This is a genomic window from Streptomyces sp. DvalAA-43, assembly GCF_900091725.1.
GTDB classification, from domain to species: domain Bacteria; phylum Actinomycetota; class Actinomycetes; order Streptomycetales; family Streptomycetaceae; genus Streptomyces; species Streptomyces pulveraceus.
The window spans coordinates 377,072-400,142 of sequence record NZ_FMBW01000040.1; the positions used below are offsets into that span (position 1 = coordinate 377,072).

General features: G+C 71.6%; 20 protein-coding genes. 5 read left to right on the forward strand and 15 right to left on the reverse strand.

The genetic code is table 11. The features are described from left to right. The 7 genes from GA0115234_RS14280 to GA0115234_RS14310 all read right to left on the reverse strand — a co-directional run bounded on the left by GA0115234_RS14280 (window position 1) and on the right by GA0115234_RS14310 (window position 7,972). On the reverse strand, window positions 1-1,281 hold the full coding sequence (locus tag GA0115234_RS14280) for an NtaA/DmoA family FMN-dependent monooxygenase (protein ID WP_093541647.1): 1,281 nt from the start codon (window positions 1,279-1,281) through the stop codon (window positions 1-3). A gap of 17 nt (window positions 1,282-1,298) precedes the next feature. Further along, window positions 1,299-2,366: an LLM class flavin-dependent oxidoreductase gene (locus GA0115234_RS14285; RefSeq protein ID WP_093541504.1), complete on the reverse strand. Its 1,068-nt coding sequence runs from the start codon at window positions 2,364-2,366 to the stop codon at window positions 1,299-1,301. Between the two features lie 81 nt (window positions 2,367-2,447). Beyond that, window positions 2,448-3,422: an ABC transporter substrate-binding protein gene (locus GA0115234_RS14290; protein ID WP_093541506.1), complete on the reverse strand. Its 975-nt coding sequence runs from the start codon at window positions 3,420-3,422 to the stop codon at window positions 2,448-2,450. 32 nt (window positions 3,423-3,454) lie between these two features. Continuing rightward, a complete protein-coding gene (locus GA0115234_RS14295) occupies window positions 3,455-4,207 on the reverse strand; it encodes an amino acid ABC transporter ATP-binding protein (RefSeq protein WP_093541649.1) in 753 nt (250 codons plus the stop codon). Between the two features lie 38 nt (window positions 4,208-4,245). After that, complete coding sequence (locus GA0115234_RS14300; protein ID WP_093541508.1) at window positions 4,246-5,145, reverse strand: amino acid ABC transporter permease; 900 nt, start codon at window positions 5,143-5,145, stop codon at window positions 4,246-4,248. A 119-nt stretch (window positions 5,146-5,264) separates the two neighbouring features. Next, window positions 5,265-7,109, reverse strand: coding sequence for an FAD/NAD(P)-binding protein (locus tag GA0115234_RS14305; RefSeq protein ID WP_093541510.1), 1,845 nt, complete (start codon window positions 7,107-7,109; stop codon window positions 5,265-5,267). Further along, window positions 7,106-7,972: an amino acid ABC transporter permease gene (locus GA0115234_RS14310; protein ID WP_093541512.1), complete on the reverse strand. Its 867-nt coding sequence runs from the start codon at window positions 7,970-7,972 to the stop codon at window positions 7,106-7,108. Before GA0115234_RS14310 ends, GA0115234_RS14305 begins: the two co-directional genes overlap by 4 nt. Window positions 7,973-8,440: 468 nt before the next feature. Here GA0115234_RS14310 and GA0115234_RS14315 point away from each other — a divergent pair, with 468 nt between their 5' ends. Then, window positions 8,441-9,385, forward strand: coding sequence for an ABC transporter substrate-binding protein (locus GA0115234_RS14315; RefSeq protein WP_093541514.1), 945 nt, complete (start codon window positions 8,441-8,443; stop codon window positions 9,383-9,385). A 27-nt stretch (window positions 9,386-9,412) separates the two neighbouring features. Here GA0115234_RS14315 and GA0115234_RS14320 read toward each other — a convergent pair whose 3' ends face one another. Beyond that, window positions 9,413-10,594, reverse strand: a complete 1,182-nt coding sequence (locus tag GA0115234_RS14320; protein ID WP_093541651.1) for a DUF5685 family protein — start codon at window positions 10,592-10,594, stop codon at window positions 9,413-9,415. Window positions 10,595-10,963: 369 nt separating this feature from the next. On the opposite strand from GA0115234_RS14320, the gene GA0115234_RS14325 reads away from it, so the two are divergent. Then, window positions 10,964-11,401 carry a cell division protein SepF gene (locus GA0115234_RS14325; RefSeq protein WP_093541516.1) on the forward strand — a complete coding sequence of 146 codons (438 nt, stop codon included), beginning with the start codon at window positions 10,964-10,966 and terminating at the stop codon, window positions 11,399-11,401. Between the two features lie 23 nt (window positions 11,402-11,424). Here GA0115234_RS14325 and GA0115234_RS14330 read toward each other — a convergent pair whose 3' ends face one another. Next, window positions 11,425-12,621 (reverse strand): acyl-CoA dehydrogenase family protein, encoded by a 1,197-nt coding sequence (locus GA0115234_RS14330; protein WP_093541518.1) that lies wholly within the window; start codon window positions 12,619-12,621, stop codon window positions 11,425-11,427. Between the two features lie 70 nt (window positions 12,622-12,691). After that, the gene (locus GA0115234_RS14335; RefSeq protein WP_093541520.1) at window positions 12,692-14,383 is read right to left on the reverse strand and encodes an MFS transporter; all 1,692 of its coding nucleotides are present in this window, start codon (window positions 14,381-14,383) and stop codon (window positions 12,692-12,694) included. 533 nt (window positions 14,384-14,916) lie between these two features. Here GA0115234_RS14335 and GA0115234_RS14340 point away from each other — a divergent pair. Beyond that, window positions 14,917-15,924, forward strand: a complete 1,008-nt coding sequence (locus tag GA0115234_RS14340) for a phosphatase PAP2 family protein (protein ID WP_093541522.1) — start codon at window positions 14,917-14,919, stop codon at window positions 15,922-15,924. Window positions 15,925-16,048: 124 nt separating this feature from the next. Here GA0115234_RS14340 and GA0115234_RS14345 read toward each other — a convergent pair whose 3' ends face one another. From GA0115234_RS14345 to GA0115234_RS14360, 4 genes are all read right to left on the reverse strand, one after another. Continuing rightward, on the reverse strand, window positions 16,049-16,264 hold the full coding sequence (locus GA0115234_RS14345; protein WP_093541524.1) for an I78 family peptidase inhibitor: 216 nt from the start codon (window positions 16,262-16,264) through the stop codon (window positions 16,049-16,051). Window positions 16,265-16,652: 388 nt separating this feature from the next. Further along, entirely contained in the window at window positions 16,653-17,636 is a 984-nt protein-coding gene (locus tag GA0115234_RS14350) for a helix-turn-helix transcriptional regulator (protein WP_093541526.1), read from the reverse strand. Window positions 17,637-17,729: 93 nt separating this feature from the next. Further along, window positions 17,730-18,566, reverse strand: a complete 837-nt coding sequence (locus GA0115234_RS14355) for a transferase (RefSeq protein WP_093541528.1) — start codon at window positions 18,564-18,566, stop codon at window positions 17,730-17,732. Then, window positions 18,563-19,846, reverse strand: coding sequence for a glycosyltransferase family 4 protein (locus GA0115234_RS14360; RefSeq protein WP_093541530.1), 1,284 nt, complete (start codon window positions 19,844-19,846; stop codon window positions 18,563-18,565). The genes GA0115234_RS14355 and GA0115234_RS14360 overlap by 4 nt, the downstream gene beginning before the upstream one ends. 358 nt (window positions 19,847-20,204) lie before the next feature. On the opposite strand from GA0115234_RS14360, the gene GA0115234_RS14365 reads away from it, so the two are divergent. Both GA0115234_RS14365 and GA0115234_RS14370 read left to right on the forward strand, forming a co-directional pair. Then, window positions 20,205-20,999, forward strand: a complete 795-nt coding sequence (locus GA0115234_RS14365) for a hypothetical protein (protein ID WP_093541532.1) — start codon at window positions 20,205-20,207, stop codon at window positions 20,997-20,999. Between the two features lie 137 nt (window positions 21,000-21,136). Continuing rightward, window positions 21,137-21,487 (forward strand): hypothetical protein, encoded by a 351-nt coding sequence (locus tag GA0115234_RS14370; RefSeq protein WP_093541534.1) that lies wholly within the window; start codon window positions 21,137-21,139, stop codon window positions 21,485-21,487. 69 nt (window positions 21,488-21,556) lie between these two features. Here GA0115234_RS14370 and der read toward each other — a convergent pair whose 3' ends face one another. Beyond that, the gene (gene der, locus GA0115234_RS14375) at window positions 21,557-23,026 is read right to left on the reverse strand and encodes a ribosome biogenesis GTPase Der (RefSeq protein ID WP_093541536.1); all 1,470 of its coding nucleotides are present in this window, start codon (window positions 23,024-23,026) and stop codon (window positions 21,557-21,559) included. Between the last annotated feature and the right edge of the window lie 45 nt (window positions 23,027-23,071).

Sequence of the window (23,071 nt, forward strand, 5' to 3'; positions counted from 1 at the left end):
TCAACCTTTCCATACCGGCTCGGCGAGGCCGAGATGCGACCGCAGTGTGGGACCGGTGTATGCGGAGCGGAACACCCCGCGCTCCCGGAGGAGCGGGACGACCAGGTCGACGAAGTCGTCCAGCCCGCCCGGGGTGAGGTGCGGTACGAGGATGAATCCGTCGGCGGCCCCGGCGGCGACGAACTCGGTGAGCCGCTCCGCGACCGTCCGCGGGCTGCCGATGAAGGACTGCCGGCCGGTCGTCTCGATGACGGTCTGCCGGATGGACAGCCCCTTCTCCTCGGACAGCGCCCGCCAGCGCGCCGCGACGGCGAAGGGGTCGCCGTGCCTGACCCGGCCCTGGACCAGCGAGGATTCGGGGTCCGGGTCGATCTCGGGCAGCGGCCCGTCGGGGTCGTAGGAGGAGAGGTCGCGGCCCCAGACCTGTTCCAGGGCCAGCAGCGCGTTCTGCGGGGAGACCTGCTGGAGCCGGATCCCGGCCGCCCGCTCCTGGGCGTCGGCATCGCTGTCGCCGAGTACGAAGGTGACCCCGGGCATGATCTTCAGCTCGTCGGGTTCCCGGCCGTACCTCGCCAGCCGTGCCTTGACGTCGGCGTAGAAGGCCCGGCCCTCCTCCAGGGTGCCGTGCCGGGTGAAGACGACATCGGCGGTGGACGCGGCGAACTCACGGCCCTCGGGGGAGTCCCCGGCCTGGATGACGACCGGATGGCCCTGCGGGGAGCGCGGGACGGTGAACTCGCCCTCGATGGCGAAGTGCTGCCCCTGGTGGCGGAAGGGGCGCGGGGTGCCGTCGGGGGTCCAGGCATCCCACAGCTCGCGGGCGGTGGCCACGAACTCGGCGGCCCTGGTGTACCGGTCGGCGCGGTCGAGATAGCCGCCGCGCCGGAAGTTCTCCCCGGTGAAGGCGTCGGAGGAGGTGACGACGTTCCAGGCGGCCCGGCCCTCGCTGAGGTGGTCGAGGGTGGCGAGGCGGCGGGCCAGTTCGTACGGCTCGTTGAAGGTGGTGTTGACGGTGGCGGCGAGGCCCAGCCGGTCGGTGACGGCCGCCAGCGCGGCCAGCACGGTGAGGGATTCGGGCCGGCCGACCACGTCCAGGTCGTGGATGCGGCCGTTGTGCTCGCGCAGCCGTAGCCCCTCGGCCAGGAAGAAGAAGTCGAACGTGCCGCGTTCCGCGGCGCGGGCGAGGTGCTCGAAGGAGGAGAAGTCGATCTGGCTCCGGGAGCGGGGGTCCGCCCAGACGGTGGTGTTGTTGACGCCCGGGAAGTGGGCGGCGAGGTGCATCTGCCTCGGTGCGGTGCTCATGCCCGTCCTCCTTCGGGGGCGTACCGGTTGGCGGGGCGGGCCAGCCCCAGGTGCTCGCGCAGGGTGCCGCCGGGGTAGAAGGTGCGGAAGAGGCTGCGGTGCTGGAGCAGGGCCACGGTGCCGTTGACGATCCGTTCGAGGTCGCGCCCGGGGGTGATGGGCGTGAGGTGGAAGCCGTCCGCCGCTCCGCCCCGGTGCCACCGGGTGATCAGTTCGGCGAGGTCGACCGGGCCGCCCCGGTAGTACGAGCCGTCGGCGGCGAGCGGCGGTCCGCTCTCCAGCCCTGGTTCCGGGGCGGTCTCGGCGTCACCGAGGTCGACGGTGAGCGCGACCAGCACCCGGAGCGTGTCGGGGTCGCGCCCGTACGCCGCCGCGCGCCGGCGCAGATCGGTACGGGCCGCGGCGGCCTGCTCGGGGGCGGTGGCCCGGACCAGGACGACGTCCGCGTGGCGGGCCGCGGTCTCCCGGGCCGGGCCGCTCGTGCCGTCGACGACGGTGACGGGGTGCCCCTGCGGGGGCCGGGGCACGATCGCCGGGCCCCGGACGGAGAAGGCGGCGCCCTCGAAGTCGACGTAGTGCAGCTTGTCGCGGTCGATGAAGCGTCCGGTGGCGACGTCCCTGATCTCGGCGTCGTCCTCCCAGCTGTCCCACAGCCGGGCGCCCACGTCGGCGCTCTCACCGGCCTCGCGCCACAGCTCGTCGGCGGTCGCCGCCGGACGCCGGCCGAACAGCCTGGCCTCGGCCCCGGTCGTCGACACATCGACGTACCAGCCCGCCCGGCCGCGGCTCACCCAGTCCAGGGTCGCCACGGCGGACGACACGTGGAACGGCTCGGTGTGGGTGGTGGTGACGGTGGGCACCAGGCCGATCCGGCCGGTGGCGGGCGCGACCCGGGAGAGCACGGCGAGCGCGTCGGGCCCGGGTCTGGCGAAGGAGTCGCCAAGCGTGACGAAGTCGAGGGCGCCGTGCTCGGCGAGCCGGGCGAGGCCGGTGTAGTGGCCGGGGTCGTAGCGGGGCGGACCTCCGATCTCGGCGGCCAGATGGAGGGGTGCGGTGGCAGACATGGGTGGTACCTCTCAAGACTCTCTGGGGGCTCTCGCGAGCCGGGCGGGACTTCGCGGACACGGCCCGGGGCTGTCGCGGGCTCAGTTCCCGTTCCTGGGCAGGCCGGGCGGGTTGATCTCGGACGCGGTGACGGCCTCGTCGTCGAGCCCCCAGCGCTTCAGCACCCGGGCGTACGAGCCGTCCCGCACGATGTGGTCGATGGCGGCCGCGTACGCCCCGACCAGGCCGCTGCCCTTCTTCGTGGTGGCGGCGATCTTGCCCTGGAGCCCGTCGCCCGCGCCCGACAGCGTGCCGATGATCTCGGACTGGCCGGCCGATGCGACGTGGTAGTTGGCGGACGGGCTGGGGCCCAGATACGCGTCGATCCGGCCGGACTGGAGTGCCAGGTAGTAGTCGGTGTCCTTCTGGAAGTACGTGATCTCGACCGGTTTCCGCCCGGCCCTGACGTTCTCCTCGCTCCAGTCGACGAGGATCTTCTCCTGGTTGGTCCCGGACGAGACGGCGATCGTCCGCCCCGCCACGTCCTTCGGCCCCTTCACCTTCCAGCCGGAGCCCTTCCTGGCCTCGAAGGCGATGTTGTCGAGCCGGTAGGTCGCGAAGTCGTACTTCTCCTTGCGTTCCTCGGTGACGGTGACGTTGGAGAGCACCCCGTCGAACTTGGAGCTGTCCAGGCCGACGAAGAGGTTCTCCCAGGAGACCTGCTCGAACTGCGGTTTGAGGCCGAGCGTGTCGGCGATCAGGGTCGCCAGGTCGATCTCGGAGCCGATCCGGGTCCTGTCGTCGGTCGCGTAGAAACCGAGCGGCGGCGAGGCGTCGGCACTGGCGCCCAGCCGCAGGGTGCCCCGCTCGCGGACGGCCGCGGGCACCTTCGCCGCGATGGCGTCGACCTTCTTGCCCCTGATCCGGTGCTGGTCGGGGCCGATGTTGATGCCGGTGCCGTGCCGGCCCTCCGGCTTCACCTCGTCGGTCGCGGCGTCACCGGCACCGCAGGCGGTGAGCAGCCCCACGGCGGTGAGGGCGGCGAGCGCGGCGGAGAGGGTGCGGCGGACGGACACGGGGGTACTCCTCGGAGAAGGCATGGGCCCGATCACAGGACCTTGGACAGGAAGGCGCGGGTGCGCTCGTGCCGCGGGCGGTCGAGCACGTCGCCGGGGGCACCCTGTTCGACGATCCGTCCCTCGTCCATGAAGACGACGGTGTCGGCGACCTCGCGGGCGAAGCCGATCTCATGGGTGACGACGATCATGGTGGTGCCCTGGAGCGCCAGGTCCTTGATGACGTCGAGGACTTCGCCGACCAGTTCGGGGTCGAGCGCCGAGGTCGGCTCGTCGAAGAGCAGCAGCTTCGGTTCGAGGGCCAGTGCGCGGGCGATGGCGACCCGCTGCTGCTGCCCGCCGGAGAGCTGCTTGGGGTAGGCCTCCGCCTTGTCGGCGAGCCCGACCCGGGCGAGCAGCCGCTCCGCGGTGGCGAGGGCCTCCTTCTTCGGGCGGCCGAGGGCGGCGACCGGGGCCTCGATGATGTTCTCCACCACGGTGAGGTGCGGGAAGAGATTGAAGTTCTGGAAGACGAAGCCGATCCGGGTGCGCTGGCGCAGTACCTCGCGCTCGCGGAGCTCGTACAGCTTGTCGCCGTCCCTGCGGTAGCCGATCAGGGTGCCGTCGACGCTGATCCAGCCGCGGTCGACCTTCTCCAGGTGGTTGATGGTGCGCAGCAGTGTGGACTTGCCGGAGCCGGACGGGCCGAGGACGACGGTGACCTCTCCGGCGCGCACGGACAGGTCGATGCCGCGCAGCACGTCCAGGCTGCCGAAGCGCTTGTGGACGGAGCGGATCTCGACCATGGCGTCCGGGGTCGGGGTGGTGTCTTCGGTGGTGCTGCTCATCGCGCGGCCCCCTTGGCGTAGTGACGTTCGACGTAGTGCTGGAGGACGGAGAGCACGGAGGTCAGGAGGATGTACCAGACCGTCGCGACCATCAGCAGGGGCACGACCCTGCCGTTGCGTCCGTAGACGACCTGGACCTGGTAGAAGAGTTCGCCGATCGCCATCACGGAGACGATCGAGGTGCCCTTGAAGAGCGAGATGATCTCGTTGGCGGCGTTCGGGAGGATGGAGCGCATCGCCTGCGGGAGCACGATCCGCCGCAGCTGCCGGTGGCGGGGTATGCCGAGCGCCGCGGCGGCCTCCGACTGGCCGTCGTCCACCGCGAGTACGCCGCCGCGGACGATCTCCGCCGCGTAGGCGGCCTGGTGCAGCGCGAGCCCGAGCACGGCCGCGCTCATCGCGCCGACCAGGTTCATCGTGTCGAAGGAGAAGAAGCCGGGCCCGAACGGGATGCCGAACCGCAACTCCTTGTAGAGGTAGGCGAGGTTGAACCAGAAGAGCAGCTGGACGATGAGCGGGATGGAGCGGAACGCCCAGATGTACGCGTAGGCGACCGCGCGGAGGAACCGGCTGCCCGACAGCCGCATGAAGGCGAGCACGATACCCAGCGCGAAGCCGAGGACCGTGCCGTACAGGGTCAGCTGGAGGGTGACCCAGACGGCTTTCAGGATGGTCCCGGCGGTGAAGAACTGGGCGAAGACGTCCCATTCCCAGCCGGGGTTGGTGATCAGCCCGTGCAGGAACTGGGCGAGCACGACGGCGGTGGCGGCGACGGCGACCCAGCGCCAGGGGTGGCGCACGGGGACGACGGTGAGTGCGTCGTGGCCGGTGGCGGTGGGGACGGTTGTGTGCGGTCCGGTCGCTTTGTCGATGGGTGGATCACTGGTGAGGGACATGAGGGGTCCTTGGGCTGCGGGGTACGGGGCGGGGTGCGGGCCGTGCGCCGGGAGGGTGCTGAAGAGCTCGGCCGGGCCCGGAGTCCGGCCGGGGTCTTCGGCGCCCTCCCGGGCTGTGGTCAGCCGTCGCCGCGGGCGAGGCCCCGGAGGAGGGTGAGCGCCGCGCGGGCGGTGGCGTCGTTCTGCCGGAAGGCCGGGCCGCCGGTGCGCGGGCGGGTGAACGCTCCACCTGCGCGGGCGCTGGTGAACGGGCCGAGCGCGAAGCGGCGCGGGTGCGGCCGGCCGTCGCGGCCCAGGATCCGGCCGCTGTCGGGGGCGACCGAGAGCAGCCCGGTGGCGGTGGCGGCGGCCCCGTCCTCGTACAGCTCCTGGAGCAGCGGGCTGCGGGTGCGTTCCAGCGTGGGGTCGGGCAGCCGGGCCTCGACCAGGGCGCGGGCCGCTATCCGCTGTCCCGGCACGGTGGCGCTGCCGGCCAGGAAGAGGCCCCGCCGCTCATCGGCCTCGACGGTCATTCCGGCGCCGAGGAAGCGGACGACACCGGCCCGGGAGAGCGCGAGGAGCTGGTGCAGCCGGGGTCCGGGCGGGCCGGAGGCGAGATAGCTGAAGAAGCCGTGCCACCAGCCCCCGATGTCGCCGAGCCGGATCAACTGCCCGTAGGTGGAGAGCAGTCCGAGGAAGACGGCGAGATCCGGGCTGTGCGCGGAGTCGTGGCGACGCTCCAGGTCGGCCGTGATGTAGCCGCGCAGCTCCTCCTGCAGTGCCTCGTACGAGGGGTGGCGCACCCCGTCCAGGGGGTGGTCGAGCGCTTCGAGGTCGAGCCGGTCCGCCGGGCCGGGGACGGCGGCGGCGACGAGGGCGGCCAGCTCGGGGCCTGCCGGGTCGGCGGCGGTGTACTCCGCCTCGAAGGCGGCCCAGTCGCCCCTCGTGCGCTCGGGGTGGGCGGTGAAGAGCCGGTGGTAGTGGGCGTAGCCGAGCTCTTTGTCGATATGTGGCCACACATCGCGCCGGAAGTCGACCGGCCGGTCCGCCGCGAGCAGCGCCTCGGTCCGGTCGGGGCCGAGGAAGCGCGGCAACGGGGGCCGCTCGCCCGTCCAGGCGTAGCCGATCTTGGAGTGGTACGGGACGCCGCGGCGCGATCCGATGTGGAGCACGGGCTCCCTGCCGGACGGCACGTACTCGCCGTTCTCGTACCGCCCGCCACGGCCCTCGGTGAGCAGCACCATCAGGTCGACGAAGGCGAGCCCGAAGCCCCGGACGATGACCGGCTCGCCCGCGGGCACCTCGGTCAGATCGGTGTCGGCGGTGAAGTCCGGCGGCAGGTGGACGAGCCCGTGCCGGTCCGCGAACTCCGCCAGCTCGACCTGTTCCGGCTCGGGTTCGGCTTCGAGGTGGCCGATGGTGACGGCGACGGCGTCGGCGAGCAGCGGTCTGTCGCGCCCTTCCAGCCAGACCCGCTGCCGGCCTTCGCGCGGCCCGGTGACACGTACGGCGCCGACCCGGTGCCAGTGGACGGCGAAGGAGTCCGGGAGGGCGGCCACGGCCTGCTCGTACACCCAGCGCAGATAGACGCTCTGCAGCCGTCGGCTCGGGAAGTCGTCGCCCTCCAACGCCTTGATCTCGTCGAGGAGTTCCGGTGCGACGTCCACTCCGTCCGGGAGTGTGGCGCGCCCGTCCCGGATGTCCGCCGCCCAGGTGTGCAGCGCGGGCCCGGGTCGGATCGGGCCGTCCTGCTGGACGGTGTCGTCGGTGAACATCGTGACGTCCTCGGCCATGGAGTTCATCCAGAGCAGCGGCGACTGGTCGTACCGCCAGATCCGCCCGCCGCCGGGCGGGTACGGGTCGATCAGATGGATGGTCAGCGGGCGGTCCCCGTACAGGTCGGGGGCGTTGGCGGCGATGCGCTCGATCAGGCCGGTGCCGCGCGGTCCGGCGCCTATGACGACGAGCGTCGGTGTCCCGCTCATCGGGCACCCGCCGTGCCGCGTGCGTAATGCCGTTCGACGTAGTGCTGGCCGATGCCGAGCAGCGAGGTGACCACGGCGTACCAGAGGGTGGCGACCAGCAGCAGCGGGATGACCTGGTAGGTGCGGTGGTACACGAGCTGCACGGAGTACAGCAGGTCCTGCACGGCGATGATGCTGACGATCGAGGTGCCCTTCAGGGTGCCGATCAGCATGTTCCCGGCGGGCGGGACGATGGAGCGCATCGCCTGCGGGAGGACGATCCGGCGGAATCTGCGCCAGGGGCCGAGGCCGAGCGACTGGGCGGCCTCGATCTGTCCGCGTTCGACGGAGAGGATGCCGCCGCGGACGACCTCGGCGGCGTACGCGGCCTCGTGCAGGGTGAGCCCGATGACGGCGACCGTGACGGGGCCGAGGAGGTTCACCGTACGGACGCCGAGGATCTCCGGGTAGAGCGCGCCGATGTTGAACCAGAACAGCAGCTGGACCAGGATCGGGGTGGATCTGAAGAGCCAGATGTAGCCCCAACTGACCGCTTGCAGCACGCGGTTGGCGGAGAGCCTGAGGACGGCGAGCAGGGTGCCGAGGGCGAAGCCGAGCACCATGACCAGTGCCGTGAGCCAGAGGGTGAGGCCGAGGCCGCGCAGGACCGCGGCGGTGGTGACGTACTGGGCGACGACGTCCCACTGGAAGGCGTCGTTGCGGACGACGGAGTTCAGTACCAGGGCGAGCAGCGCCAGCACCGCGGCGGCGGCCGCCCACTGGCCGGTCCGGCGTACCGGAACGATCCGGAGCCGGCCGGTTCCGTCGCTCTTCTCGGGCGGGGCGGGGGGAGAGTGAGGGAGGGTATCTGTCTGCGCGGACATGCGAAGGCTCCGTGGATGCAGAGATCGAACACGGGGCGTGCCGTCAGCCGAAACACAACGTGGACCGGGCCCCTCAGCGCCGGTCCGCTTCCGAGGTAAGCGCTGTTCGCCGCACGTTGTCAAGCCTGTCCACACTATGAGCCGTACGTCCTGGGTCGGTTGACGGACAACCGGATGCCTGTTCCACTTGGGCCATGCATTCGCAGCAGTGGCTGGTCAAGCGCTCCCACATCGACTTCGGTCGCGTGTGGTCCTCCTCCTGTTGAGCTGACCCCCTGCGTCTTCCCGTGTCTCTGCCGCGCGCCGTGTGGGGCGCCTGAGCACTGTTCCCCGCGTGCCTTCGCGGACACAACGCCGTTCTCCCCTCCCCTCGCTCCGCCGCCCTTCCTCGCCCCGACCGCGGGGTCGCCGCGTGCTGCCCCGGCGCCGCGCCCGCTCATGGCCGACCACCCTGGAGAACCACACCTCATGCCCCGAACCCGGCACACCGCTGCCTTCGCGCTGATCACCGTCGCCGCTCTCGCCCTCACCGCGTGCGGGTCCGGCGATCCGGCGGCCGCACCGGCCGGCGCCGCCGGGGACGCGGCGGCCAAGGGGAAGGTGCCGACGGACGATGTCGTCTCCTCGGTGCGCGAGGACGAGGCCGCGGCGAAGCTGCTGCCCGCCGATGTCCGCGCCGCCGGGACGCTGACCATCGCCGCCAGCGTCAGCAACCCGCCGGGCGCCACCTACCTCGCGGACGGGAGGACGGTGGCCGGTACGGACATCGACTTCGCGGACGCGGTGGCCAGGAAGCTCGGGCTGAGGTTCAAGCGCGAGGTGGCCTCCTTCGAGGCGATCCTGCCGGCACTGGGCAGCGGAAAGTACGACGTGGGCACCGGCAACTTCGGGGTGACCGAGGAGCGCCGCAGGACCATCGACTTCGTCACGTACATCAATGACGGCCAGGGCTTCGCGGTCCGCGACGACAGCAAGCTGAAGAAGGTCACCGATCTCATCCAGCTCTGCGGACTGACCGTGGGCACCGGCGCGGGCACCACCTTCGAGGTGACCCTGGAGGAGAACCGGCACCGGTGCTCCGACGCGGGCCGTGAGCCGTACGACGTGAAGACGTACAACGACCAGGGCGCCACCTGGGCCTCGCTCCAGCAGGGCCGCAGCGATGTGGTGATGTCCACCATCAACGGGCTGCGGTACGCGGTGCGGCAGCAGGAGGGCGTGCGCTTCCTCAATGAGTTCAAGCGCCTCGACGTCGGCTTCGCCTTCAAGAAGGGCACCGCGCTGGCACCCGCGTTCCAGGCCGCGGTGAACGGCCTCAAGGCGGACGGCACCTACGACCGGATCCTGAAGAAGTGGGGCATCGGCGCGTCGGCGATCAGGACCTCGCAGATCTCGCCGCCCGAGATCAAGTGACCCGGGCCGGGCGTCCGGGCGCCCGGCTCAGCAGCTGCAGTCGCAGTCGCAGTCGCAGCAGTCGCACCCGTCACAGCAATCCCCGCAGTTGCTGCAGCAGTCGCATCCGTCGCAGCAGTCCCCGCAGTCGCACTGGTTGCAGAGTCCCTCGCGGCGCCGATGGCTCCACGGGTCCTCGAAGGTGCCGCAGCACATCTGGCAGGTGCAGGCCAGTCCCGCCCAGACCAGGCAGCCCATGATCAGACCGCGCCGGTCGCGCGGCGGCTCGGGCGGGGGCAGCGGCGGGCCCGCCGGTCCGCCGGGGCCCGGCGCGAACGGATTGCCCGGCGGCGGCCCGAAAGCCCCGGTCTGCCGGGTGCCTGACGGGGCGCCGGCTCCGCCCAGCAGCACGCCGTCCGCCCGGTGCGAGCACGCCGTGGTGCCGAAGGCCCGGTCCACCGACTGGCGCAGTTCGTGCGCCAGCAGCACATGGGCCAGCTTGGCGTCGGTGAATTCGGCGTCGCGCAGCGCCAGCCGTACCCCGTGCAGCGCGTCGTCGCAGAGCCGTCGCGCCTCGGCGCGCGAGGTGCCGGTCGCGGTGAGCGGGTTCCAGGCACCCGACGCGGCGTCGGCCTCCTGGTCCTCCACGGCGTCCAGCAGATGCGCCAGCCGTCCGAAGAGGCGGCCGGCCTCGGCGAGCGGCTCCGCGTTCTGCGGCTTTCCGGCCAGCACCGCGGTGTGGGCGAAGGCGGCCGCGGTGGCGGTCTCGGTGGGTTCGGTGACCGTGAGCAGCGGGGTGCCGGGCCCGGCGATCAGTTCGATGCCGGTCTGCCGGTCGACGGCGTCCACGAGCAGCGCCGTGTCGAAGCCGAGCTGTGCGCCGGTGCGCGCGCCGGCCCGGTCCCAGCCCGCGGCGACCCGGCGCGCGGCGGCGGCGACCGGGCGGCGCCTCAACAGGCCGTCCCCGTCCGCGACGTGGTCCCGGACCTTCGCCGAGGCCAGCACCAGGGAGACGGCGGCGGCCAGCCGGGCCCCCTCGCCCCGGGCGACCGGGGCGGTCCGCATGGCGCGCAGCGGGCAGGGCCCCGCCGTGCGCCGCCATCCGGTGGTGCGCTCGGCCTGAGCCTCCGTCAGGACGGAAACAATCAGACCGTCATAGTTGGTGACGATCCTGGCGAATTGCCCGTGATCGGAGCGAAGTGCGAGGCAGAGCCCGCAGAGATGGGCCATCCACTCGGTCCTGAGCCCCTCGGACAACCGATGGGCACAGGGCCTGACTATTCCGAACACGACGGTCCCCCGAGAGTCGTTCACCTTCGCGCCGGGCTCGTGCAGCCGCGCGACGTGCATCGTATCGGCCACCCCGTTCACCCGTACGTCCCCCACATCACCCATACGGCCCGGGACATCATATTTTCTTTCCTTCAGACTCCCCATGCAGGAGAAACCCTGACGAATCGCCACATCTTCTGCATCAGTACCGTCACGAACCCCCTACACGCCGACTATCCGCTTGGCGCGCGATCCGCATCATGGACGACCATAGGGACACGAATAGAGATGCGGAACGCCACGGAACCGCGGTGAGAGGAGGCATCCATGGGATCGGTGCGCAAGGCGAGTGCCTGGCTGGGCCTCGTGGAGGACAACGACGAGCGGTACTACGACGACGAGTACGCCGAGGGCGCGCAGACCGGGACCGGCCCGGCCTGGGTGACCGACCCCCGGGTGCAGGTCGCGTCCGAGACCGCCGAGGAGACGGGCCGCCGGATCGCCACCGTCACCCCGGACAGCTTCCGGGACGCACGGGCCATCGGAGAGCTGTTCCGGGACGGCGTACCGGTGATCGTCAACCTCACGACCATGGACCCCACGGACGCGAAGCGCGTCGTGGACTTCGCCGCCGGGCTGATCTTCGGACTGCGCGGCTCGATCGAGCGCGTCGCCACCCGGGTCTTCCTGCTGACCCCGGCCGACACCCAGGTCGTCACCGAAGCCACCGGCCGCCCGGCCGACGGCTTCTTCAACCAGAGCTGAGCAGGGCGCTCGCCGGACAGGTCCTAGCGGAACGCGTCGAGACCGGTGAGCGCCTTGCCCAGCACCAGCTGGTGCATCTCCACGGTCCCTTCGTAGGTGAGCACCGACTCCAGATTCGTCGCATGGCGCATCACCGGGTACTCCAGCGAGATCCCGTTGGCGCCGAGGATCGTGCGCGAGGTACGGCAGATGTCGATCGCCTCCCGCACATTGTTGAGCTTCCCGAAACTGACCTGCTCCGGGCGGAGCCTGCCCGCGTCCATCCGCCGGCCCAGATGGTGGGCGAGCAGGATGCCCTTGTGCAGTTCCACGGCCATGTCCGCGAGCTTGGCCTGGGTGAGCTGGAAGCCCCCGATCGGCCGGCCGAACTGCTCCCTGGTCCTCGCGTAGCCCACGGCCGCCTCGAAGCTGGCGCGGGCCGCGCCCATGGCTCCCCAGACGATCCCGTAACGGGCATGGCCGAGACAGCTGAGCGGACCGCGCAGACCGGTGACCCCGGGGAGTACGGCATCGGCCGGCAGCCGCACCTCGTCGAGGACCAGCTCGCTGGTGACCGAGGCGCGCAGCGACCACTTGTGCTTGATCTCGGGCGCGGAGAAGCCCGGGGTGTCGGTCGGTACGGCGAAACCGCGGATTCCGTCGTCGGTCTGCGCCCAGACGACGGCGACCCCGGCGACCGAGCCGTTGGTGATCCACATCTTGCGGCCGGTGAGCACCCAGTCCCCGCCGTCGCGCCTGGCATGGGTGCGCATCCCGGCCGGGTCGGAGCCGTGGTCCGGTTCGGTGAGGCCGAAGCAGCCGATGATCTCGCCGGCCGCCATGCCCGGCAGCCAGCGCAGGCGCTGCTCCTCGGAGCCGAAGCGGTGGATGGCGTACATGGCGAGCGAACCCTGGACGGAGACCAGGGAACGGATCCCCGAGTCCGCCGCTTCGAGCTCCAGACAGGCCAGCCCGTACTGGACGGCGGTGGCGCCCGCGCAGCCGTACCCCTGGAGGGACATGCCGAGCGCGCCGAGCGAACCGAGCTCTCGGGCCAGCTCGCGGATGCCGGGCAGCTCGCCGTTCTCGTACCACTCGGCGATGTGCGGCAGGACCCGGTCGGCGGCCCAGTCACGGACCGTCCCCCGGATCGCCAGGTCCTCGGCGCCGAGGAGATCGTCGATGCCGAGCGGGTCGGCGGGGTCGAACGGGGGGAGCTTCGAGGACTCGGTGGTGGACATGGGGCCTCCGGCGGCTCGCGCGATGCTAAAACTAGCAGTGTTAGTTATGGCGTCGCACCGACGTTACGGCTCAGTGTGCCGCCCGTCCAGAGCCGGTCGCCTCGGCGGGTCGACGCCGGGCGGGTCGCGGCAGGGTCCGCTGCGCGGGCAGCTCGTGCGGAGTGCGGTGTTCGCGCGCCTGGTCCGCGTCGGCCGGCCCGGGATCGTCGAGCGCCGGCGCGGGACAGTCCATCACCCGCGGCAGCCGCAGCGCGGCGAACGCCCCGGCCAGCAGCAGAGCGGCGCTGACCAGCAGCGTGACATGCAGTCCCGTGACGAAGGAGTGGCGCGCCGTGGAACGCAGTACCGCACCCAGCGGACCGCCCAGCCGGTCCGCCACCTGGTAGGCCTCGCCCAGCGAATGGGCGGCGGCCGCGCGGGCCGCGGCCGGGATCCCCGCTTCGGGAAGCTTCGAGAGCCCGGGGGTGTAGGCGGCGTTCATGACGCTGCCGAGCAGGGCGATCCCCATGCCCGCACCCAGCTGGTACGAGGTCTCGCCGATCGCCGCCGCCCCGCCCGCACGGTCGGCGGGGGCCTCGCTGAGCATGGACTCGTACGCCCCGAAGAGCGTGGTCTGGAGCCCGAAGCCGAGGGCGACGAAGGCCACTGTCAGCAGCACGGGCCGGTCGTGCTGGCCCATCGCGGTCAGGATCAGCACCGAGACGGCCGTGAGCACGAAGCCCCAGCCGACCATCCGGCGCGGGCCGATGCGGCGCAGGGTGTACGAGCCGGTGGCGCCCGCGGCCATGGCGGCGAAGGTGAGCGGCAGCAGCCGCAGACCGGTCTGGAGCGGGCTCAGGCCGAGGACGAGCTGGAGGTACTGCACGGCTATGAGCTCAAGACCGACCAGGGCCAGCATGGCGAGGACGATGCAGCCCACCGCGGTGGAGAAGGCGGGCCGGGCGAACATCCCGATGTCGATCAGCGGATGCGCACGCCGCTTCTGACGGCGCACGAACACGACGAGCAGGACCGCCCCGATCAGCAGCGGGGCGAGTGTGGCCGGGGTCAGCACCCCTTCGCCGGTGCCCGCCCGCTTCACCCCGAGGACCACTCCGAGCACTCCGGCCGCGGCCATCAGCGCGCCCAGCACGTCCCACGGGCCGTCCTGGCCGCCGCGCGACTCGGGCAGGAGCAGCCGTCCGACCGGCAGGACCAGCGCCATCAGCGGGACGTTGATCAGGAAGACCGAGCCCCACCAGAAGTGTTCGACGAGGAAGCCGCCGATGACCGGACCGGTGGCGGCGCCCACCGCGGCGACCGCGCTCCAGACGCCGATCGCGACGGCCCGCTCACGCCGGTCGGGGAAGACCTGACGGAGGATCGACAGCGTCGCGGGCATGATCATCGCGCCGCCGACCCCGAGCAGGGCGCGCGCCACGATGAGTACGCCGGGGCTCTCGGCCATCGCGGCGATCGCGGAGGCGACCCCGAAGAGCGCGTAACCGAGCAGCAGGACGCGGCGGCGGCCGACCCGGTCCCCGAGGGTCCCGAAGAGGATCAGCAGCGAGGCGCAGACCAGCGGGTACGCGTCGACGATCCAGAGCAGACCGACCGCGCTGGGCCGCAGGTCCTCGGTGACGGCGGGTACGGCGACGTGGAGCACGGTGGCGTCGAGTGCCACGAGCAGGAGGCTGAGGCAGAGGACGACGAGGACGACCCATCGGTTGGCACCGTCGGCCGCTGTGCGCAGCCGGATTCGGGCTGTGGTCGTCCCGGACATGCATGTACCTCCCAAGGTCCCTCGCGCTCGGCGGGCCAACCGGGGATACGACGGTTCGCCGCTCCTCATGGCCCGGCATCGACGGGCGAGTGATCCGTCAGCGTACGCGAGTTCGGACCCCTCACACGTGGTCCACCTCATACCCGGTCGGGCCACGGGGTGTGGCGTACGCCACCCCGGCCCGCCGCCCGGACCTGCGAGGACACCCTCCGCACCCGGCACAGGACGGTACCCGGCCGCCTGCGCGGAGCACCCGCCGGGCCCGCACCGAAAGCGGCCGGTGACCGGACCGGCACCGTCCGTTCCGCCGCCCATCGGGCCCGGATAAATTCATACCGGCACCTCCTGCGCTTTTCTTCCCGCACCCAAACACCCTTCCGAAATGCGTGCGAAATCAATAGCGCGAAGACCCTTCGCGAGGCTTACCCGAGTCGTGAATTAAGGCCTCGCTGAGACATAGTCCACATCACATCGTCATCACAAAGAGACCGGATCGACCTGGTCCCGCACTCACTCGCTGTAACGTCGATTGGGTGCGTACCGACATCTTTGCCCGCCTGGACCGGGAGCCGGAGCCGCCGAAGATCGAGCCACCGCGGATGAGTCGTCACCGCATCGCGCTCTTCGGCGGGACGTTGGCGTTCTATCTCGCCATCGTCATTGCCGTGCTGGTCTCGTCCTGGCTGGTGACCCTGGACTGGAAGGTCATGCTCTTCCGGCCGTATCAGCAGTGGCCGGGGATCCATGCCTTCCTCGACTACTACATCGTGCTCGGCCAGCGCGGACCCACCGCCACCATGGTCGCCTGCTGGCTCGGCTGGCGCTCCTGGCGGCAGCACACGCTGCGCCCGCTGCTGACGCTGGGCGCGGCGCTGCTGCTGCTCAATGTGACGGTCGGCGCGGTCAAGATCGGCCTGGGGCGCCTCGGCCCGCACTACGCGACCCAGATCGGGTCCGCCGAACTCTTCGCCGGCGGCGATATATTTCCCTCCGGGCACACCGCCAACGCGGTGGTGACCTGGGGAATCCTCGCCTATCTGGCCACCACTCCACGAGCCCGGCGCTACCTCTCGGCCATGTCGGCCATCGTCTCGCTCGGCGTCGGCCTCACCACCGTCTATCTCGGTACGCACTGGCTCAGCGACGTCCTGCTGGGCTGGGCCGCGGGGCTGCTGATCATGCTGGGCCTGCCCTGGGTCGAGCCGCTGATCACCCGGGCCGAGGCATGGATCTTCGCCCAGCGCGACAACCTGCGGGGGCTCGGCCGTCCCGTTCCCTCCGTGCCGGTCGCGGCCGGCGGCCCCCGGACCGTGCTGCCGCCGCAGCCGGACGGCGGTGACGTCCCGGCGCAGAACCCCGCGCTGGAGCCGGTCGCCGCGGGAGCCACGAGCACCCGCCCGCGCGCGCACGCGTCGCATCCGACGCATCCGATGCGCTCGGAGCGGACCCCGGTCACCCCGGCCGGCAGCCGGCGCCCGCCGCACGCCGACCGCACCCCGCGCGGCGGCACCGCCCCGGCCCGCCCGGTGGCCGGCGGCTGAGACCCCGGCGGTCGCGGAACGGTACGCACAGCCGCTCCCCCGCGTATGAGTGAAGGCCCCGACCGGAGTCGGGGCCTTCACTCATGTCCGGGGTCCTGGTCCGGGTGCCCGGCTCGCGGGGTCCTCAGCCCAGCCAGCAGCGGGTGACGACACCGGCGTCGACCTCGAAATTGATCCGCCCGCTCCGGAACTCCATGGTAATGACCGTGCCCGGCGGCAGGGATCTGACGGTGGTCCAGCCATGGTTGCGGGCCCGCCGTTCGGCGGCTTCGGAGGCGAGACCGACGTACGCGCCGGGCGCGTCGTCGGGCTGGGCGGGAGGCGTCGGTAGGGGTGCCATGTCTTCACCGTAGGCGGCCGCGGGCGGCGACGGAAGCCGGGGCTCCCGCCGTCGCGTGGCATCCCCACGTCCCCCGCCGGTCACGCTTGTGTCACAGGATCACGACACGCTCACCTCATGGATCACGCCGCCTGAACACGGGCCCCGGAGACCGGACACACAGTAATCACACAAGCCCGAAAACGATCGACCGGAAGGCCCGGAATCGGAACGGAATATCCCGTGTCGAGCGGGTGGAATTCCACTGCCGAATAACCTGTGTAAATGAGCAGGTCGCCGGGAATTCACGCTTCCTTATGGCAGCCTTATCCTCTGGTCACAATATTCCGTGGCGGAGTCCGGGACGGCCGTCGACTGTCACCGGTATAGCGAGCAACCCCGACCGCCTCTATGGCGTCGTCGCAGACGGGACTCGGTCCAGTGCCCTGGACAGCCGGTCCCTGACCGGCCCGATCGCGTCCTGGAGCTCCGGTGGTTCGACCACCTCGAAGTCGATCCCCAGCATCATCACGTGGATGACCAGCACTTCCCAGGTGGCCGCCCCGGTGCGCAGCAGACAGGTGTCGGCGTCGACCGCCTCCAGCACCCCCGCCGAGGGCGAGATCCGCTCGGCCGCACGCTCGATCCCCGCCTTCAGCCGGATCACCGCCCGGGTCGGGTACACGCCCGTGGAGATCCCCTTCGACACATAGGCGGCCAGATCCTCGGCAGGCGCGTCACGGGGGACGAACCTCGGGCCGTGCGGCGGCGTGGGGGTGATCCGGTCCACCCGGAACGTACGCCAGTCCGCCCGGTCCAGGTCCCAGGCGACGAGGTACCAGCGGCGCTCGGTGCACACCAGCCGGTGCGGTTCGACGGTCCGCCGGGAGACGGAGCCGGAGTGGTCCCGGTACGCGAAGCGCAGCCGCTCGGCGTCCCGGCAGGCCCCGGCGATCGCGGTCAGGACCCCCGCGTCGGCGACCGCCCCGCCGGTCCCGCGGAGCAACGGCACGGTGAAGGTGTTCAGCGCGTTCACCCGGCGCCGGAGCCGGTCCGGCAGCACCTGTTCGAGCTTGGCCAGGGCGCGTACGGAGGTCTCGCCGATGCCCTCGATGCCGTTGCCCGCCGCGGTGCGCAGACCGACCGCGACCGCGACGGCCTCCTCGTCGTCCAGCAGCAGGGGCGGCAGCTCGGCACCGGCGCCGAGCTGGTACCCGCCGCCGGTGCCGGGGCTGGCGTTGACCGGGTAGCCCAGTTCGCGCAGCTTGTCGACGTCGCGCCGGACGGTCCGGGGAGTGACTCCGAGCCGCTCGGCGAGATCGGCGCCGGACCAGTCCCGGTGTGCCTGGAGCAGTGAGAGCAGACGCAGCAGTCGTGCCGAGGTCTCCAACATGGGGCGAGTCTGTCAGGGCTTGCGGACAGCATGCGTCCGCAAGCCCTGACGTACGAGGACACGCCCCGACGGGCGAGACCCCGCGGGCGGCTCTCAGCCCGCCGGTTCCGGTTCCAGCCGTAGGCACAGGTCGTTGTCGGTGGAGTAGCAGGGGGTGGCCAGGGCCCCCTCCCCCGTGCCGCGGCCCGGGTAGACGAAGATCTTCTTACGGTCCCAGACGTCGTCGAGGATGCGGGAGATCCGTACGCCGCCCCGTTCGCCCTCCGCCGTCCCGGGGACCAGCCAGAGCGTCCACAGCTGCTGTGCGGTGACGGCCCCGCCGGCCAGCCGGTCCAGGGGGAGCGTGAAGGCGAAGGTGCCGTCCTGCCCGGTGACCGGCACCCGCAGGACCCGGCCGTCGGCACCGGGCTGCCGGGCCTCGACACCGGCGTCGGCCCCGAGGTCCGTCCCGTACAGCGTGCCCTCGACGGTGATCCCGGTCCCGTCGAAGGTCACCGGCCCCGCCTCGGCGTGCGGGGCGCGGAGCCAGCAGCGCACGGCGAGCCGGCCGTCGAGGGTCGGGTACGGGATGCGGACCGCGACCGGCCCGGACCCCGGGGTGCGGTCGACGAGCAGCCGCAGGTCCCTGATCCCGGGCTCGACGGCCACCGCCGCGTCGTCCTCCGTGCCCGGCTCCCGCAGATACACGTCCCAGCGGCCCTCGGCGGATTCCCGGGCCCCCGGCAGCACCGCGCGCAGCCGTCCGTCGCGCAGCGGGCTCAGCGGGAGCCGTACGGTCCCGCCGTCCGTGCCCTTGGCTCCGCGCAGCCGGAGAAGCAGTTCGGGTGCCTCCCCGTCCTCGCGGCGGCGGTCGAGATCGAAGGTGATCCCGCCGTCGGGTCCCACGGTGCAGTCGGCCCGTGGTGTCCTTCGCCCTGCGGAGGCGGTCATGCGGTCTTCCCCTTGCGGATCGCGGCGGCGGCCTTGTAGCGCAGGGCGTACGCCCCGTCCAGCACGGTGCCCCGGGCGCGGTGCAGCGTGGTCCTCATCGCGCCGTGCGAGCGGTCGCGCGGGCCGCGCGAGGCGAGTTCGGTGAAGAGCAGTTCATGGCGTTCGGCGATCCGCGACGGGTCGAACCGCTGCGAAGCGGCCAGCGCGGCGTGCCCCGCGCGGCGCCGTGCCTCGTCGTCCTGGATCAGGCCGAGCAGGGCGTCCGCCACCGCCGCCGTGTCGCCGACGGGCACCAGCCGTCCGTCGGTGCCGTCGTCGATGATCTCGCGGGGGCCGTGCGGGCAGTCGGTGGCGACGACCGGCAGCCCGCCGCGCATCGCCTCGACGATGGTCATGCCGAAGGACTCGCGGTCCGATGTCACCGCGGCGATCGATCCCTTGGGCCACTCGGCCTCCAGCGGATTGACCGGTCCCATCAGGAACACGTGGTCGTGCAGACCGAGTTCGGCGACGAGGGTGAGCAGCGTCTGTCGTTCGTTCCCGGTCGCGTCGCCGCCGCCGTAGATGCGCAGCCGCCAGTCCGGGCGGACCGCGACCACGTCGGCGAAGGCCCGGACGAGCAGGTCGTACCGCTTGACCTTGTGCAGCCGGCCCGCGGCGATCACCCACTTGTGGTCGCCGTCGGCGGGCGGGATCGTCGGCGCGGGCACGCTGTTGGGGATGGCCTCGATCCGTACGCCGGGCAGCTTGAACCCGGCCCGGTAGGCACGGGCGTCCGCCTCGGTGACGGTGGTGATCGCGTCGAGCAGGGCGTAGCGGTGCCCGATCTCGCGGCGGAGCCGGTAGCCGTGGCTGTCGAGGGTGAGGTGCTCCTGCCCGATCCGGACCGGGCCGCGGCGGGCCTGCCTGCTGATGTGCACATTGAGCCCCGGCCGGGTGCCGACCACGACGTCCGCCTCCAGGGAGCGCAGGTGGTCCGCCACCCGTGCGTCGCTCAGCCTGCTGTACTGCCGGTACCTGCTGTCGCCGCGCGGGAACACGGTGGCGGGACGGGCGTACTCGGCGGCGTCGCCGTCGTACGTCGGGCTCTTCTTCCGCAGGTCGACGAGGTGGCGCAGGCTCACCCCTTCGGGCGCGCCCAGCGCGGGCACGTCGCGGTGCCGGAAGACCGACACGATCTCGATGTCATGGTGCCCGGCCAGCTCCCCGGCGAGATTGAACGTCGTACGGATCGTGCCCCCGACTCCATAGGCGTTGTGGAGCAGGAAAGAAATGTGCATGAGACGCCATGTCTCCCGGTTCGACTGGTCAGCGGCAGGCTGCACTTGGCAGGACGGCACGGACCGGTCGACGGTTCACTCCGAGTAGGGACGAATTTCAGTCAGCCGTAAACTCGTCCGTTTTCCCGCTTTGTCGACGTATCGGCGCACCGGCGCATGGGCGAGTCGATCACATCCTGCCCCGCAAGATCACGACAAATACCCCTTAAACAGTCTCCAGGAACCCGAGATTCACCCTCTGCGCGGGTTGGTTCGATTACGTTCCCTTTCTCGCGTGACCCCGGCAGCGGCTCTGCCGTTGTCATTTCCATGAGCCGGGAACCGCCCGGCGCACGCACCGAGTTCGAGGAGCCACCCCGTGCCGCGCATGCTCGACGTCAGCGAGGACGTACGCGCCGAGATCGGCGACGCCGAAGCCGACCGGCTGCTCATCGGCGACAATGCCCCGGGCAGTTACGACTGCACTTCCTGCCGCACCCCCGGCGACTCCGAGCAGGAACGCACCAGCACGGTGCTCTTCGTCGGTGACGAAACCGCCGTCCTCGCCTTCGCCCACGCGACGTGCATCCCCTCGCAGGTCGTCCAGGTCGCCGAGGAGCAGTTGCAGGGCGCCGTACGCAGCATCACCGGCGGCGAGGACTCCGGCGGCGCGGCGCAGCCCCAGGGCCTCTCCGCCGACCAGGCCGTCCTCGGGATCACCAGCGGCCTCGTCCTGATCGACGACGAGCTCCACCCGGCCCTCGTCGTCGAGCCGACCGGAGCGATCGCCCGGCCGGGCACGGACGGCAGCCGGGGCGACGAATTCCTCCAGCTGCTGCTGGAGCAGGGCTTCCACCCGGTGCACGGGATGGACCAGGTGCCCGCCGTGCTGAACGGCTGGTCGATCCTGCTCGCCATGGGCCAGCTGCACGCCGTACTCCAGCCGGGCACCGGCGGCGGCGCACCGGTCGCCTGGTGGCAGGCGCACGCGCCCCTCCAGGTCACCGAGGGCTGGCGGACGGCGGCCAGCAAGTCGCAGACCGTCCTCGTCTACGCCGCCCCCGCCGGGACGATCGGCCAGCAGCCCCGTGAGGACCTGCTGCGCGACGCCCTGGACAAGGCGGCGGCCGATGGGCTCCTGGTCGCGGCCGCGATGCCGCTGGCCGGTACCTGATCGTGGCCGTCGGCCCCTCGCACCAGCGGCGAACAGCTAATTCTCCGTCACGCCCGCATCCGACGGAGACCGGGGTCGTTGGCACCTACGTGCACTCATACGACTCCTCCCACCAGCGCCCGAGCCCGATCCCTGCCATGCGGCCCTCGCGGGACCCCTCGGGCGGTCAGTCCCAGACCCCGATCTACGACGCGCTGTACTCCGAGTACCGCCGTTCGTTCCGGGCGCTGCCGGGTGATCGGAGCGGTGAGGAGAATCACGGCTTCATGGCCTTCGGCACCGGGCTCTTCGGCAGCCGTCTCCCGCTGAGCGGCCATTCCGGCCACTCCGCCGGCTTCTCCACCGGTCTCGCCGTGACCGGCGGCGGCACCGGGCACGGCAGCGGCCCCGGCAACCACACCGGCGGCCTCGGCTCCTGGCAGCGGGTGGGCCGGCATTCCGGGCGCACCCAGCCGGCGGCCCTGCCCCCGGGTTCGCGAGGCGCCTGACCCCACGACGGAGCCCCGGGCCGTCCCGCGTCCGGGACGGCCCGGGGCTCCGTCGTACGCCCGTGACCGCTACTTGTTGCGGCCGCGCTTCTCGCGGACCCGGACCGAGATGTGGATCGGGGTGCCCTCGAAGCCGAACTCCTCGCGCAGTCGGCGCTCGACGAACCGTCGGTAGCCGTGCTCCAGGAAGCCCGAGGCGAAGAGCACGAAGCGCGGCGGCTTGGTGCCGGCCTGGGTGCCGAAGAGGATCCGGGGCTGCTTGCCGCCGCGGACGGGGTGCGGGTGGGCGGCGACGATCTCACCGAGGAAGGCGTTCAGCCGGCCGGTGGGGACACGGGTCTCCCAGCTGGCGAGGGCGGTCTCGATCGCCGGGACGAGCTTCTCCATGTGACGACCGGTGACGGCCGAGACATTGACCCGCGGCGCCCACGCGATCTGCGCGAGCTCCGTCTCGATCTCGCGCTCCAGGTAGTAGCGGCGCTCCTCGTCGAGGGTGTCCCACTTGTTGTACGCGATCACCAGGGCACGCCCGGCCTCCACGGCCATGGTGATGATGCGCTGGTCCTGGACGCTGATGGACTCGCCCGCGTCGATCAGGACGACGGCGACCTCGGCCTTCTCCACGGCGGCGGCGGTACGCAGCGAGGCGTAGTAGTCCGCGCCCTCCTGGAGGTGGACGCGGCGGCGGATGCCGGCCGTGTCGATGAACTTCCAGGTGATGCCACCGAGCTCGATCAACTCGTCGACCGGGTCGCGGGTGGTGCCGGCGAGCTCGTTGACGACGACGCGGTCCTCGTTCGCCACCTTGTTCAGCAGCGAGGACTTGCCGACGTTCGGGCGGCCGATGAGCGCGATCCGGCGCGGGCCGCCGATCGCGGTGCCGAAGCGCTGGGCCGGTGCCTCGGGAAGCGCTTCCAGCACGGCGTCGAGCAGGTCGCCGGTGCCGCGGCCGTGCAGCGAGGAGACGGGGTGCGGCTCGCCGAGCCCCAGCGACCAGAGCGCGGTGGCGTCCGCCTCGCCGCTCTGTCCGTCGACCTTGTTGGCGCACAGCACGACCGGCTTGCCGGCCCGGCGCAGCAGCTTGACGACGGCCTCGTCGGTGTCGGTCGCGCCGACGGTCGAGTCGACCACGAAGACGACCGCGTCGGACGCCTCGATGGCGTACTCGGCCTGGGCGGCGACGGAGGCGTCGATGCCCAGCACGTCCTGTTCCCAGCCGCCGGTGTCGACGACCTTGAAGCGGCGGCCCGCCCACTCGGCCTCGTAGGTGACGCGGTCGCGGGTGACGCCGGGCTTGTCCTCGACGACCGCCTCGCGGCGGCCGATGATCCGGTTCACCAGCGTCGACTTGCCGACGTTGGGGCGGCCGACGACGGCGAGCACGGGCAGCGGTCCGTGACCGGCCTCGTCGATCGCGCCCTCGACCTCTTCGAGGTCGAAGCCCTCCTCCGCGGCGAGCTCCATGAACTCCGCGTACTCGGCGTCGCCAAGCGCTCCGTGCTCGTGGTCCGAGCCGTCGGAGTGAATCTGGTCGTTCATGAAGTCCGTTCCTCTTTGCATCATCATCGATGGGCCACCGACACG